At 47.6% G+C, this 14,407-nt stretch carries 14 protein-coding genes; 9 read left to right on the forward strand and 5 right to left on the reverse strand.

The window, feature by feature from the left end:
- The 6 genes from ribBA (at position 1) to A3K86_RS12165 (ending at position 6,159) form a co-directional block, all read left to right on the forward strand.
- Positions 1-1,104 (forward strand): bifunctional 3,4-dihydroxy-2-butanone-4-phosphate synthase/GTP cyclohydrolase II, encoded by a 1,104-nt coding sequence (gene ribBA / locus A3K86_RS12140; RefSeq protein WP_068331286.1) that lies wholly within the window; start codon positions 1-3, stop codon positions 1,102-1,104.
- Between the two features lie 219 nt (positions 1,105-1,323).
- Positions 1,324-1,794: a 6,7-dimethyl-8-ribityllumazine synthase gene (ribH, locus tag A3K86_RS12145; RefSeq protein ID WP_048898133.1), complete on the forward strand. Its 471-nt coding sequence runs from the start codon at positions 1,324-1,326 to the stop codon at positions 1,792-1,794.
- Complete coding sequence (gene nusB / locus A3K86_RS12150) at positions 1,794-2,264, forward strand: transcription antitermination factor NusB (protein WP_068331288.1); 471 nt, start codon at positions 1,794-1,796, stop codon at positions 2,262-2,264. Before ribH ends, nusB begins: the two co-directional genes overlap by 1 nt.
- A gap of 139 nt (positions 2,265-2,403) precedes the next feature.
- The gene (thiL, locus tag A3K86_RS12155; protein ID WP_068331290.1) at positions 2,404-3,378 is read left to right on the forward strand and encodes a thiamine-phosphate kinase; all 975 of its coding nucleotides are present in this window, start codon (positions 2,404-2,406) and stop codon (positions 3,376-3,378) included.
- A gap of 3 nt (positions 3,379-3,381) precedes the next feature.
- Positions 3,382-3,867, forward strand: coding sequence for a phosphatidylglycerophosphatase A (pgpA, locus tag A3K86_RS12160; protein WP_068331292.1), 486 nt, complete (start codon positions 3,382-3,384; stop codon positions 3,865-3,867).
- Between the two features lie 147 nt (positions 3,868-4,014).
- Entirely contained in the window at positions 4,015-6,159 is a 2,145-nt protein-coding gene (locus A3K86_RS12165; RefSeq protein ID WP_232321979.1) for a hypothetical protein, read from the forward strand.
- A 72-nt stretch (positions 6,160-6,231) separates the two neighbouring features.
- On the opposite strand, the gene dxs is transcribed toward A3K86_RS12165, so the two are convergent.
- From dxs to xseB, 3 genes are read right to left on the reverse strand one after another with little or no spacing between them, the layout of a single operon-like run.
- Complete coding sequence (gene dxs / locus A3K86_RS12170) at positions 6,232-8,097, reverse strand: 1-deoxy-D-xylulose-5-phosphate synthase (RefSeq protein ID WP_068331294.1); 1,866 nt, start codon at positions 8,095-8,097, stop codon at positions 6,232-6,234.
- A 24-nt stretch (positions 8,098-8,121) separates the two neighbouring features.
- Positions 8,122-9,024 carry a (2E,6E)-farnesyl diphosphate synthase gene (gene ispA, locus A3K86_RS12175; RefSeq protein ID WP_068331296.1) on the reverse strand — a complete coding sequence of 301 codons (903 nt, stop codon included), beginning with the start codon at positions 9,022-9,024 and terminating at the stop codon, positions 8,122-8,124.
- A complete protein-coding gene (xseB, locus tag A3K86_RS12180; protein ID WP_068331298.1) occupies positions 9,017-9,259 on the reverse strand; it encodes an exodeoxyribonuclease VII small subunit in 243 nt (80 codons plus the stop codon). Before xseB ends, ispA begins: the two co-directional genes overlap by 8 nt.
- 214 nt (positions 9,260-9,473) lie before the next feature.
- Between xseB and pomA the strand changes: the two genes are divergently transcribed.
- The 3 genes from pomA to thiI all read left to right on the forward strand — a co-directional run bounded on the left by pomA (position 9,474) and on the right by thiI (position 12,831).
- Positions 9,474-10,235, forward strand: coding sequence for a flagellar motor protein PomA (gene pomA / locus A3K86_RS12185; RefSeq protein WP_068331300.1), 762 nt, complete (start codon positions 9,474-9,476; stop codon positions 10,233-10,235).
- Between the two features lie 11 nt (positions 10,236-10,246).
- Positions 10,247-11,167, forward strand: coding sequence for a flagellar motor protein MotB (locus A3K86_RS12190; protein WP_068331301.1), 921 nt, complete (start codon positions 10,247-10,249; stop codon positions 11,165-11,167).
- Positions 11,168-11,382: 215 nt separating this feature from the next.
- A complete protein-coding gene (gene thiI, locus A3K86_RS12195; RefSeq protein WP_068331303.1) occupies positions 11,383-12,831 on the forward strand; it encodes a tRNA uracil 4-sulfurtransferase ThiI in 1,449 nt (482 codons plus the stop codon).
- 87 nt (positions 12,832-12,918) lie between these two features.
- Here thiI and A3K86_RS12200 read toward each other — a convergent pair whose 3' ends face one another.
- Both A3K86_RS12200 and A3K86_RS12205 read right to left on the reverse strand, forming a co-directional pair.
- Entirely contained in the window at positions 12,919-13,587 is a 669-nt protein-coding gene (locus A3K86_RS12200; RefSeq protein WP_068331305.1) for a helix-turn-helix transcriptional regulator, read from the reverse strand.
- Positions 13,588-13,701: 114 nt separating this feature from the next.
- Positions 13,702-14,407: L-serine ammonia-lyase, iron-sulfur-dependent, subunit alpha (locus A3K86_RS12205; RefSeq protein ID WP_198160423.1), on the reverse strand; the 706-nt coding region annotated here is incomplete at its 5' end.

Consider the following 14,407-nt stretch of genomic DNA (forward strand, 5'->3'; position numbering starts at 1 on the left):
ATGGCGTTAAGCAGCGCAAAAGAAATTATCGACGATATTCGTCAGGGTAAACTGGTTATCTTGATGGATGACGAAGATCGTGAAAATGAAGGCGATCTGATCATTGCCGCTGAAAAGGTGACACCAGAAGCGATCAACTTCATGGCGACTTATGGTCGTGGTTTGATTTGTTTGACCCTAACGCAAAAGCGTTGTCAGCAACTGAACCTGCCGTTGATGGTACAAGAAAATACCGAACAATTTAGTACTAACTTTACGGTATCGATTGAAGCGGCTGAAGGGGTTACTACCGGGATTTCGGCAGCAGACCGCTCTCGCACTGTTCAAGCCGCTGTCGCTGAAAATGCAACCGCAGCCGACATCGTGATGCCAGGTCATATTTTCCCATTGATGGCACAGCCTGGTGGTGTACTGACTCGTGCCGGTCACACTGAAGCGGGTTGTGATGTTGCGCGTCTTGCAGGGCTTGAGCCTTCCAGTGTGATTGTTGAGATCCTAAACGAAGACGGCACCATGGCGCGTCGCCCTCAACTGGAAGTGTTTGCAGAAAAACACGGCTTGAAGCTAGGTACGATTGCCGATCTTATCGAGTACCGTAATAACAACGAAACCACCATTGAGCGTGTTGGCGAGTGTACATTGCCAACTGAGTTTGGTGATTTTGATATGATCACCTACCGCGACACCATTGATAATCAAATTCATTACGCGCTACGTAAAGGTGAAGTGAAAGAAGATCAGCCAACTTTGGTACGTGTTCATCTTCAAGATACGTTTAAAGATATTCTTCACTCTGGTGCGACCCAATGGACACTGCCAAATGCGATGCAGCGCATTGCTGATGAAGGCGGTGTGTTAGTCGTACTGAGCAAGCAAGAAAGCCAAGAAGCGGTGATTGCGAAAGTGAAGCAATTATCGGCACAAGCGGAAGGTCAGCCACAAGTGAAATTGAATCCGAAAGATCAATCGCGTCAGGTTGGTGTCGGTTCGCAAATTTTGTCTGACTTGGGTGTTTCTAAGATGCGTTTGTTGTCATCAAGTACGCAACGTTATCATTCGCTGTCAGGCTTTGGCTTAGAAGCTGTTGAATATATTTGTGAATAATCCGCGTTAAGGATTTTTCTATCAATAAGGTGTCATGCAAGTTGTGATGCCTTACAAAGACACAACTCACCATGAGTGATGATGCTTAAAAGCACGGCTGGTGGTGAATTTTTTAGCAATCACGAGATTCCACCGATTGACCGTAGCCGCAACGCTACGAAGTGTGGTAGACTCCCGCGGTTTCTCAAACCGGAAAAAGACATAGTCACAGGAAGGCCCATGAAGGTAATTGAAGGCGCCATCGCGGCACCAAATGCAAAAGTTGCTATTGTAATCGCACGCTTCAACAGCTTTATCAACGAAAGCCTACTTTCAGGTGCACTTGATGCACTGAAACGTCAAGGTCAGGTAAGCGAAGACAATATCACTGTTGTTCGTTGCCCAGGTGCATACGAACTACCATTGGTTGCACAGCAAGTAGCTAAAAGCGATCGTTATGACGCGATTATCGCGTTAGGCTCAGTGATCCGTGGCGGAACCCCACACTTCGATTATGTTGCCGGTGAGTGTAATAAAGGTTTGGCGCAAATCGCTCTTGAGTTCAATACTCCAGTTGCGTTTGGCGTTCTAACTGTCGATTCTATCGAACAAGCCATTGAGCGTGCCGGTACCAAGGCTGGTAATAAAGGGGCAGAGGCTGCACTTAGCGCGCTTGAAATGGTAAATGTTCTGTCCCAAATTGAATCCTAATGGGGGTTAATGTGAAACCAGCCGCACGTCGTAATGCACGTCAGTTTGCAGTGCAAGCTATTTATTCTTGGCAGATCACTCAGAGCAATGTTGCTGATATCGAGCTTCATTTCCTATCTGGTGACAAATTTGAAGAAGAAGAACACCAAGCAGACGCACCAGCGCTTGCTGCACCGCACAGCGATGTAGAGTACTTCCGTGATCTATTAACTGGTGTTGTTCTTAATCACCAAGAACTAGACAGCAAAATGCGACCATACCTATCTCGTCCACTACAAGATTTGGATCAGATGGAACTTGCGTTACTTCGCCTAGCTATGTATGAAATGGTTAAGCGCGAAGACGTACCTTTCAAAGTGGTAATCAACGAAGCTATCGAACTTGCTAAAATGTTCGGTGCTGAAGACAGCCACAAGTTTGTGAACGGTGTACTTGATAAAGCGGCACCTAGCCTTCGCAAAAACAAATAATCGATTTCGATTATAAAGAGGCCAGCTTAGCTGGCCTTTTTTCTATGTCCCTCAATTCTCTAGCTCACCCAATAACGGTTAGAAACGTCAGATTGATGGTGAGTCGGTTATGGTGAACAAGGTTAAGGCGAAATAAGTTATGGCAAAAAATGAATTCGACTTGATTGCGCATTACTTCGAGCGCCAAGCAGTAGATCGCCGTGATGTGAATTTAGCGATTGGTGATGACTGTGCGCTGTTGACAGTGCCTGAAGGCTGCCAATTGGCGGTGAGTACCGATTCATTGGTTGCTGGCACCCATTTTCTTGCCGATGCTGATCCTGCGTTAGTGGCGCATAAAGCACTAGCAGCAAATTTAAGTGATTTAGCGGCGATGGGCGCGACGCCTGCGTGGGTATCGTTAGCACTTACCATGCCAGAGCCTGATGAAACTTGGTTGAAAGGGTTTTGCCAGGGCTTTTTTGCCCTTGCTGAGTATTACAATGTTCAGCTGATTGGCGGTGATACCACCAAAGGTCCATTGAGCATCACTTTAACGGTGCAAGGTTTTGTGCCTCAAGGCCAAGCACTGACCCGCTCGGGCGCTAGTAATGGTGATTGGGTGTATGTGACGGGTAATTTGGGGGATAGCGCGGCAGGTCTGGCGCTGATTTTAGGTGAGCGTCATTTGTCATCTGAAGCGCTTACTCAAACACTGACTTTGCGTCATTATCAAGCACAACCTCGGGTGCTCGCAGGACAAGCCTTACGTGGTATTGCTTCGGCTGCACTTGATATTTCTGACGGTGTTATGTCGGATCTTGGGCATATCCTTTCGCGATCTGGCTTGGGTGCTGTGCTTGATGTTGATAAACTGCCTCTTTCTGATGAACTACTGGCATTTGAGCCAGATGAGATCAAAGCGCGTCAGATGGCGTTAACCAGTGGTGAAGAGTACGAACTGTGCTTCACCGTACCGGAAGCGAATCGAGGTGCTGTGGAAACGGCTTTGGCACATACCGGCGTTAAAGCATGCTGTATCGGTCAGCTTCATGCTGGCTCAGGTATCGCGTTACAATCAAACGGTCAACCACTGGATTGGCAGCTTCATGGTTATGATCACTTTGCGGAGTAAGGTTTGACGAACCCAAAAGACAATTTACATTTACGTAATCCGTGGCACTTACTCGCTACGGGGTTTGGTAGTGGCTTATCGCCAATCGTACCGGGCACCATGGGTACCGTGGCAGCAATCCCCTTTTATCTCTTGCTTGTACAACTGCCTTTTGCACTGTACTTGCTGATCACTTTTATTGCTGCTGTAGTCGGGATCGTGATTTGTCATAAGACAGCGACCGACATGAAAGTCCACGATCATGGCAGTATCGTGTGGGATGAATTCGTCGGTTTCTGGATCACTATGGCAGTTGCGCCTGTGCTGAGCTGGGAAGTGGTGCTGACGGGTTTTGTTCTGTTCCGCTTCTTCGATATGGTAAAACCTTGGCCTATTAGTTGGCTTGATAAGCATGTTCACGGCGGGTTTGGCATCATGATTGATGACATTCTGGCTGGCTTTATGGCGATGATTGCCCTATGGGGTGTGAGCCATTGGCTAGGCTGGTGATAACCGCATGATTGCTTTTGGTTAAGCCATTGAATTTAAATTGAAGAAAAGCCGCTTAGTGCGGCTTTTTTTGTGCGTCATGATTTGCTCTAAGCCATTGTTCGACTAGTCTTATTTTTACAGATCAGAACAATAAAGGCAGTGTCTATGAAAGCGTTCAGGGGCGTGGTCAAAAGTGTGATGATGGCCTTAGGCTGTGGGCTGATTGCACCGTGTAATGCTCAGGTTTACCCATCAACGGGTACGGCATGGGTGTTACCGGGGCATTGGGAAGCACCACTGACGACCGCTGCGCTAGATACTGCAGAAGATGTAAAACAATGGGAAGCACAACACGCTGATTTGGTATTTGGCAGCATGCGTGATCCCAGTATTAATCGCCAAATGATCACTATCGGCTATATGTATAGCCAGAAGCTTGATTGCAAACCCAGTAAGCCGAGTGCTTGGCTTAGTGCGGCAGCAAAAGAAGCTGGAGTCGAGTTTGAAGATCTTTATCTCCACTTTGCTAATGATACTTTACTGGCTGCGCCTAAATTAAGCCAAGGTGTTGATTACTTGCTGCAAGGGCAGCCTCTGCATCAAATCCTATTGCGAGATGGTAATTACGCGACTGCGCGTTATCCGCTTATGATTCAGCCAGATGATGAGCTGATCCTGATTTCTTCTTATCCTTTCGACACCTTAAATATTCAGGCTGGTGTTGCTCCGCAAGTGATGCAGGGGATCCCCGCGTACCGTTTTTCTTCTCCTATAACCGAGACTCAAGCTAACGCAGTGACGAGTGTGAAGCAAAACTCAGGTCTAAAAAGAAGCTCGGGTTTAGCGCGTTGGCAGTCTGTTCATGCGGATTGGCAGCAACAACAAGGTTACTGGCAAGGCAAGCTTGAATTGAACCACCCATGGCGCAGTAGCCACGCTTCCATTGATGGGCGAGCCATTAATACTGGGCTTGCGAGTTTGCAGCAAGGGCTTCAGGTGTGGATGGTGAAATTGTCGTGGAAGGTCGCCACCAAGCTCGATAGTGTCGGTTTTCAGCCATGGCTAAAACAGCAGCAAGGGGCGTTGATGATCCCCGGTTGGGACAGTGCTAACGATATTAACCAAGATGGTTATGTCAGTGATAGCGAATTTTCGACTCGGAAAAATCAAACTGCCAGCGCCCGTTTTCGCCATCAAGCGCGTTTAATTCCTGCGGGACACATGTGGCCGGGCACTTGCTGGTATCGCGTTAATTTTGGCAACCCTAAGCTTAATGCCTTGCATGCCGATTGGTATGCTTATGACTGGCAGCAGCAAGGGTTAACCGGGGCTTATAACGATGACATGGCAAAGCTGTTGGGCAATAATCAGTTCGTGGTCAACCAAGGCGGTTTGATCAGTGAGTTAAATACGGTGGCGGGAGGGAGTGAGATTTCACGTCATTATGCTGAGCAAATGGCGGCATTCTTGGCATTAGTGAAACAGAAGACCCAAACTCGTTGGCTGGCTGCCAATATTTCAGAGCTGAATTTGTGGCACTATCAAGGCTGGCCTGCTTCATTACGCCATGTGATGGATGTGTGGTTGCGCGAGCATTATTTGACCCCCGCAATGGGGCTCAATCGCTTATATCGTTATTGGGATAACTTTGCTTTAGCGCAGCAAAAAGATAAGAGCCTGATCATGGCAAGCATGAAAGGAGGGCGCAGTCAGCGAGTACCGTTATTGCCTGCCGCATGGCATCAAGATATTACCACTGGGCTTGCCTTGTATTACTTGTTTAATCTCCCACAGCAAACTTATTATCACAGTTGGAATAGTAGCTTTTATTACGGTAGTGGTAATACCGATGAAGCTAATTGGTACCGTCAAGGGGTGCCAAAGAACTGGGCGTATCAACCGAGTGAAATGCTGGCAGTTGATATTGGCGAGCCAGTACCACCGCCGAAAGGTTACCGCGTGGTTTATTGGCGTGATGAATTTGCAGGTAAAACTCACACCGTAAAAACGACCAGCTCGCAATTTAATGGTATAGCGGTCACACCGGCTAATTGGTTTTGGCTCTACCGCTCAGGATGGGGCAGTAATTTCCCGCGTCATGGGGTGATTGCACGTCAATATAGCCAAGGGTTAGTGTTGTATCGAGCGATGGATGAAGCAAATAACGTGAGTTTTACTCAGACAGATCCACTGCGGGTATCGCTCCCTGGTGATTACCAACGAGTATTAGCCGACGGGACTTTAGGTGAGGCGGTACGCTATATTGAGTTATCAGGTTACGAAGGCGTGGTGCTGAAAAAAGCGGAATAAAGCGGTATTAAAAAAGCACAATAAACAAAAACGGACGCCGAGGCGTCCGTTTTGTTGACGTTAGCTCATGCGTTATTTGGCCATGAACTCACGAATTTGACGTTCGATGCCAGCGCCATCGATACCTAGCATCGCGTGCAGTTCTTGCTGGGTACCTTGCTCGATGAAGCGATCTGGCAAGCCGATGTTAAGCACAGGCTTGAGGCATTTCTCTTTCATCATGTACTCAATCACGCCGCTACCAGCACCGCCAGCAATGGCATTTTCTTCCACGGTGATCAGTACATCATGGCTCGCTGCCAGCTGTTTGATCAGCTCACCGTCCAGAGGCTTAACAAAGCGCATATCCGCCACGGTTGCATTGAGGTTGTCAGCTGCTTCAAGGGCATAGCTTAGCGTGGTACCAAAGTTAAGGATTGCGATTTTTTCACCTTCACGGCGCACAATACCTTTACCAATTTCCAACGCTGTCATGGTTTTCTCAGCTTCGATGCCAGTACCGCTACCGCGAGGGTAACGTACCGCACTTGGACCTTGATGGAGATGACCTGTGTACAGCATCTGGCGGCATTCGTTTTCATCGCTTGGTGTCATGATGGTCATATTCGGGATACAACGCATGAAACTTAAATCAAACGAACCTTGGTGGGTTTGACCATCAGCGCCAACAAGGCCGCCACGGTCAATAGCAAACATCACCGGAAGATCCATGATTGCCACATCGTGGATCAATTGATCGTAACCACGTTGTAGGAAGGTCGAGTAAATTGCCACTACAGGGTTGTAGCCACCAATTGCCATTCCGGTTGCCAGTGTCACCGCGTGCTGTTCTGCAATGGCAACATCGAAGTACTGGTTAGGGTATTCTTTCGAGAAGCGTACCATCCCGGAGCCTTCACGCATCGCTGGTGTGATTGCCATTAGCTTGTCATCTTGAGCAGCCATGTCGCACAGCCAGTCACCAAAAATGTTGGAGAACGTCGGCTTACCACTTTTCGCTTTCGGGAAAGCGTTTTGGCTCAGATCAAACTTAGGTACTGCGTGGAAGTTGATAGGATCGGCTTCTGCAGGGGCATAGCCTTTACCTTTCTTGGTCATAATGTGTAGGAACTGCGGGCCTTTAAGGTTACGCATGTTCTTTAATGTTTTGACCAACTCTTCTACGTCGTGACCGTCAACGGGACCGATGTAATTAAAGCCAAATTCTTCAAATAGCGTGCCTGGTACTACCATGCCTTTGAGATGTTCTTCAGCGCGTTTAACCAGCTCTTTGATTGGTGGCGCACCTGACAGCACTTTTTTTCCACCTTCGCGGATCGTGCTGTAGAGGTTACCTGAGAGTAGGCGAGCTAAATGGTTGTTCAGCGCACCAACGTTCTCAGAAATTGACATCTCATTGTCATTTAAGATCACTAACATGTCGGAATGAACATCACCGGCATGGTTCATGGCTTCAAATGCCATCCCTGCGGTGATAGCACCATCGCCGATCACGCTCACGACTTTACGGCCTTTGCCTTCTTTCTCAGCGGCAATTGCCATACCTAGACCTGCGCTGATCGAGGTTGAAGAGTGACCCACCGACAGTACGTCGTATTCACTTTCTTCACGCCACGGGAATGGGTGCAAACCGTTTTTTTGGCGAATGGTCGACATCTGGTCGCGACGACCAGTCAGAATTTTGTGCGGGTACGCTTGATGGCCTACATCCCAGATCACATGATCGAATGGGGTGTTGTAGACATAATGCAGTGCGACCGTTAGCTCAACGGCACCTAAACCAGACGCAAAGTGGCCACTGGTTTGGCTTACAGAGTTAAGCAAGTAGGTACGCAGCTCATCACATACAGTGGGTAAGCTGTCTTGTGGAAGTAAGCGTAGTTCATCTGGCGTATTGGCTAGAGCCAGATGAGGGTATTTTGAAATATCCAGTGTCATAACAGTTCGGCGCTTTTACTGATTTTAGTTATTGCGCTCGATGACATATCGGGCAAAAACTTCTAATTTTTCGGTATTGTAGGGAATTGCATCAAGCGCGTGTAGTGCTTCTTGATACAACTGCTGGGCTTTTTCCTGTGCCCCAGCTAAACCAAGTAAAGCAGGATAAGTGCTTTTTTCCAGTTCTAAGTCAGAACCTTGTGGTTTTCCTAACGTTTCGGTATCACTGATCACATCCAAGATATCGTCTTGTACTTGGAATGCTAAGCCGACGGCATCGGCGTAGCGATTCAGCTGCGGCATGACCGCTAATCCTTTTTCTCCTGCTGCTAACGCACCTAAGCGAACAGCGCAACGGATTAAGGCACCGGTTTTGTTCTTGTGGATCGTTTCAAGCTGTTGCAAGTCAACGTGTTTGCCTTCAGCGGCTAAGTCCATCGCTTGCCCCAAGCACATGCCTGCGGCACCTGATGCTTGCGCTAGCTCTTTCACCATAGCAATACGCTGTGGTTCGGCGTTTGGATTCAATTGACCGCTTGCTAAGATCTCAAAAGCGAGTGTTTGCAGCGCATCGCCAGCAAGGATCGCGGTAGCCTCGTCAAAGGCAATATGGCAAGTCGGTTGTCCACGGCGTAGCTCATCGTCGTCCATTGCTGGAAGATCGTCATGGATCAGCGAATAAGCGTGAATACATTCTACAGCTGCCGCGGCAGTATCTAAATCTTCAATGGCAGTGCCAAGCATTTCCCCTGTCACATAGGCAAGGAAAGGGCGAGCACGCTTTCCTCCGAGTAACGTTCCGTGTTGCATCGCTTTGAGTAGCGAATGGTCAGAATAGGGTTGAGCCGCTAGCCATTGGGCCAGTTGCTGATTACTTCGCTCTTGATAAAACGTCAAAGATTGTGACAGAGAAAAAGTGTTATTCATTATGGTTTTCAAATTCGGTCAGAGGCGCTTCGTCGTCAGCCTGAAGCAAAATTTCAACGCGTTGCTCGGCTTGAGTCAGCTTTTGTTGGCTGCTACGCGCTAACGCGATACCGCGTTCAAACTTTTTCAGCGCATTTTCGAGTGAAATGTCGCCAGCTTCGAGCTCAGCTACAATCGCATCAAGTTCATCGAGTGCGTCTTCAAACGCCATATTTTCGGGTTTTTTAGCTGCCATAAGAGTTTCACTGTTTTGAAAGTGCAGGAAAAATAACGTAGTGACTAGATAGGGTCAAATTATCGCACATCAATGTGTGTCTCAGAACAGTAATTTTACCTTTATTGCCAATCTTAGCTAAATCAATTTTCGAGGGTGCCGATAAAGAAGGAGTTCGATAGAATACGGGTTTCATCCGTTTTATAGCAATGCGTCGTAGTTTGGAGAGTTTCAGGTGGATTTGGCAACCCTTATAGGCTTAATCGGGTCTTTTGCCTTTGTGATCATGGCAATGGTACTTGGTGGCAGCATAGGTATGTTCATAGATACGCAGTCAATCTTGATTGTATTCTGTGGTTCCTTGTTCGTGGTACTGATGCAGTACAGCATTGGTCAGTTCTTCGGAGCGACCAAAATCGCGGGCAAAGCTTTCATGTTTAAGACGGATGATCCTGAAGATTTGATCGCTAAAATCGTAGAGATGGCTGACGCGGCGCGTAAAGGTGGCTTTCTTGCATTGGAAGAAATGCAGGTCGATAACTCTTTTTTACGTAAAGGGGTCGATTTGCTGGTGGATGGTCACGACGCAGATGTGGTTCGCGCCGCATTGCAAAAAGACATCTCGCTTACGAATGATCGTCACGAACAGGGCGTAGGTATTTTTAAAGCGCTCGGTGATGTAGCCCCAGCGATGGGGATGATCGGTACCCTTATCGGTCTGGTTGCCATGCTGTCAAACATGGATGATCCAAAATCCATCGGTCCTGCGATGGCGGTTGCCCTTCTAACGACATTGTACGGTGCGGTATTTGCCAACATGGTTACCTTGCCGATTGCCGCCAAACTGACGCTGCGTAAAGATCAGGAAAAACTGAACCGTATGTTGATCCTTGATGGTGTGCTTGCCATCCAAGATGGTCAGAACCCACGTGTTATCGACGGTTACCTCAAGAACTACCTCAATGAGAAGAAACGCTCATTCGACCCTGAAGGTTAACGAGGCGCGAAATGGAAGAAGAATGTAAATGTCCCCCCCCGGGGTTACCAGCATGGATGGGTACGTTCGCCGATCTGATGTCGCTGTTGATGTGTTTCTTCGTACTGCTGCTGTCGTTCTCGGAAATGGACGTATTGAAATTTAAGCAGATTGCCGGTTCGATGAAATTTGCTTTCGGTGTGCAGAACATGCTGGAAGTGAAAGATATTCCTAAAGGTACTAGCGTGATTGCTCAAGAATTTCGTCCGGGTCGTCCTGAACCGACCCCGATTGAAGTGATCATGCAACAAACGATTGATATGACGCAGCGCTCGCTGGATTTCCATGAAGGTGAGTCAGATCGTGCTGGGGGGACTCAGCGTAATGCCGGACAACTCACTGGCGGGCAAACCGCAGAGGAAGCAACCCAAGATAACCAAAACAGTGACTCGCAAGAGAGCCCATCACAAGCTCAGCTGTTAGAAATGCTTAAGCAAGCCTTGGATCGCGAGATCGAAGAAGGGGCGGTTGAAGTGGAAAACTTTGGTCAGCAGGTGGTGATCCGGATTAAAGAAAAAGGGGCATTCCCCGCAGGTTCGGCGTTCTTGCAACCTAAGTTCCGTCCGCTGGTGCGACAAATCGCCGATTTGGTTCGAGATATTCCTGGTGTCATTCGCGTGACAGGGCATACCGATAACCAAAAGCTGGATTCTGAATTGTATCGTTCGAACTGGGATTTATCAGCGCAGCGTGCGGTTTCAGTAGCCCAAGAGATGGAAAAAGTAGAAGGTTTTGATCACAAGCGTTTGCGCGTTGTGGGTTTAGCTGATACTGCGCCACTCAACGGTAATAAAACCGAAGAAGAGCGTAAACAAAACCGTCGCGTGGAAATTTCCATCATGCAAGGTAAGCCTCACTTCTCGGAAGAAGTCTCGAGCGCTAACCAGCCTTAGTCGTCATCTTAACTTCAACCTCATGCTTGGCATGAGGTTGAAGCCCTTTCTATTCCTTACTAAGGTAATACTACCTATCCCATGATTCCCAATAGCGGAGCCTCGGGTGGTAGGCCAAAATATCAAATGCTTAATATCGTGTCGGCGGTTTCAGCGGTCGCAAGCTTGCTGTATAATTCGCGCCTTTAGTTTGGCCCTGTGTAGCGAAGCGTGTTATGAAATTTATCGTAAAACCCCATCCAGAGATTTTTGTAAAGAGTGAGTCTGTTCGTAAGCGCTTTACCAAAATCTTAGAAAGCAATATTCGTATTATTCTTCAGCGTGTGGCTGATGATGTAACGGTACAAAACCGTCGTTCTTACATCGAAGTGACCGCCAAAGATGAAACGATTCGTGAGCAGGTACTAACTGTTTTAACGCAAACGTCGGGTATTCACCACGTACTTGAAGTGAAGCAAACGGCTTTCGTTGACATGCACGATATTTACGAGCAAACGCTAGAGCGTGTTCGTGAAGATATCGAAGGTAAAACTTTCTGCGTGCGTGCTAAGCGTGTCGGTAAACACGATTTTACCTCAATCGAGCTTGAGCGTTACGTTGGTGGCGGCTTGAACCAAGCGGTAGAAAGCGCGAAGGTGAAGTTGAAAAAACCTGACGTTACCGTAAATATCGAAATCGAAAACAGCACACTGAATCAAGTGCTGGCTCGTCACAAAGGCTTGGGTGGTTTCCCTATGGGGACTCAAGAAGACGTGCTGAGCTTGATCTCGGGTGGTTTTGACTCGGGTGTCTCTAGCTACCTCCACATTAAGCGTGGTAGTAAAGTGCATTACTGTTTCTTCAACCTAGGTGGCCCTGCACACGAAATTGGTGTGAAGCAAGTGTCTCACTTCCTATGGAAGAAATACGGTTCATCGGCAAAAGTGAAATTTATCACGGTTGATTTTGAACCTGTAGTCGCTGAGATCTTAGAGAAAGTTGATAACGGCCAAATGGGCGTTGTGCTGAAGCGTATGTTTATGCGTGCTGCTGGTCAGGTTGCTGAGCGTTTTGGCATTCAAGCGCTGGTAACAGGTGAAGCTCTGGGTCAGGTGTCAAGCCAGACTCTGACTAACCTGCGTATGATCGATAACGTGACAGATAGTTTGATCCTTCGTCCGCTGATCAACTGGGACAAAGAAGACATCATCGACTTGGCTCGTGAAATTGGTACCGAAGAATTTGCTAAGACCATGCCGGAATTCTGTGGTGTGATCTCGAAAAATCCAACCGTGAAAGCGCGTAAAGATCGCCTTGAAGCGGAAGAAGCGAAGTTTGACTTCACGATCCTTGATCGTGTGGTAACGGAGGCGCGTGTAATGGATATTCGTGACATCGAAAAAGAAAGCCAAGAGCAAGCACCAGAAATTGAGCTGGTGGATCAAATTGGCACCGATGCAATCGTACTGGATATCCGTAGCCCTGACGAAGAAGATGAAAACCCATTGGAAATCGATGGCGTTGAAGTTCAGCACCTACCTTTCTACAAGTTAGCGACTAAGTTTGGCGATCTGCCACAAGACAAAACTTACCTGCTGTACTGTGATCGTGGTGTGATGAGCCGTCTGCAAGCGCTGTACTTGCAAGAAAATGGCTTTGCCAACGTGAAAGTGTACCGTCCGTAACTTTCTACGTTGTTGCTAGAAAAACAAAACCCAGCTTTTTAGCTGGGTTTTTTGTATCTATCGAAAGTGGTTAACGCAAAGTTGGCTTTAAGCGACTTCTTTGTTGGCTTCGTTTTTCAACTCGCGCAGGTAGCGGTAGACCGTATCACGAGAGACATCGAGCGCGGTTGCGGTGATCACGATAGAGTCTTTAATGCTAAAGACACCGTTGTCGTACAGCTGTTCCACAATCACACGGTTCCGTTTTGAGGTCGGGATGGCCGTGTTTTCAATCGTCGCGTTTTTGATCCGCTCAATCGAGTCATTTAGCATCTCATCAGGGCTTTTCGCGAAGGTTTCAGGCGAGGTTGCTGGTGTAGAGATGGTGTTGTTGTTTGGCAACATCGACCCAAGGAACGAGTGGATAGGCGCGTCCATATCGGTGTTAATACATAACAGACCAATGGCTTTGCCAATATCGTTGCGAATAATGGTGGTCACTGAACGGATCAACTTACCTTTCGAACAACGGCTGAAGTAGGGCTCAGAAACATCCGCACCAGACTTGAGTTTTTCAAGTGCAAGGTTGGTGATAGGCGCACCAATGTCCCGATCGGTAACATGACGGTTGGCGATTTTGATGATCGACGGATTATCAATATCCAGGCTGTGCAGTACGACTTCGGTATGCTTGCCATACATAGCGGCAATACCATCTACGATGTTGAACGTAGCGTTTAAAATTAGCTTATCGCTCAGTGATAACGTGACCAACATATCCAATATCCTAAATTCGAAAACGAAAATTTTTTCTTTGGACAACAAGAAAAAATTTTCGTTTTACGCTGGTGAAATAAATCGCCACCCCTAGTGGAGTGGCGATTATGACCTTTAAACAGACATGATTTCAATGATTTCTTTGTCTGTTTGTAGCATGCCCGCACTAACCATGCGACCAATGTTGCGAATTGTGTGCTCTACATCGTTCGCAATCACACCTTGTTTATTTACAGCGTGATTGTTCATCGCTAGAAGCATAGATTTAACCGCTGCTTGAGACGAGCTACCTACCTTCATCGCACAAGTGGCTTTCGCACCGTCACACACCATACCTGTGGTGTCGCTCAGTACGTTTTTGATTGCAACACAAGATTGCTCGAAGTTACCACCGCGTAGGTAAACCATCGCCATTGCTGCTGCTGCACTAGTTGCTGTGTTACCACAGAATGCAGACAGTGGTGGGTAGTGAGATTTAATGTACACCGCACCTAGGTGACTCATGATAAGTGCACGCGCGAGTGTTTCATCGTTAGCACCGACAAATTCTGCTGTTTTCACAACTGGAATTGTTGCTGCAATACCTTGGTTACCACTGCCGTAGTTACTCATTGCAGGCAGGGTTGCGCCACCCATGCGCGCATCCGATGCCGCTGAGGTGTACATCAGAATTTCGTTAGATAGACATTTGCCCATCATGCCGTCATTCATGCTGTCATCCATAGTACGACCGATTTGTAGACCGTACTCGTGGTCCATACCTTCTTGCGATAGCGCCACGTTTAGGTGCTTCGCTTCAAGGATGAACTCGATGTCACTG

Origin of the sequence: Photobacterium jeanii (genome assembly GCF_001650345.1) — a bacterium.
Classification (GTDB): Bacteria; Pseudomonadota; Gammaproteobacteria; order Enterobacterales; family Vibrionaceae; genus Photobacterium; species Photobacterium jeanii.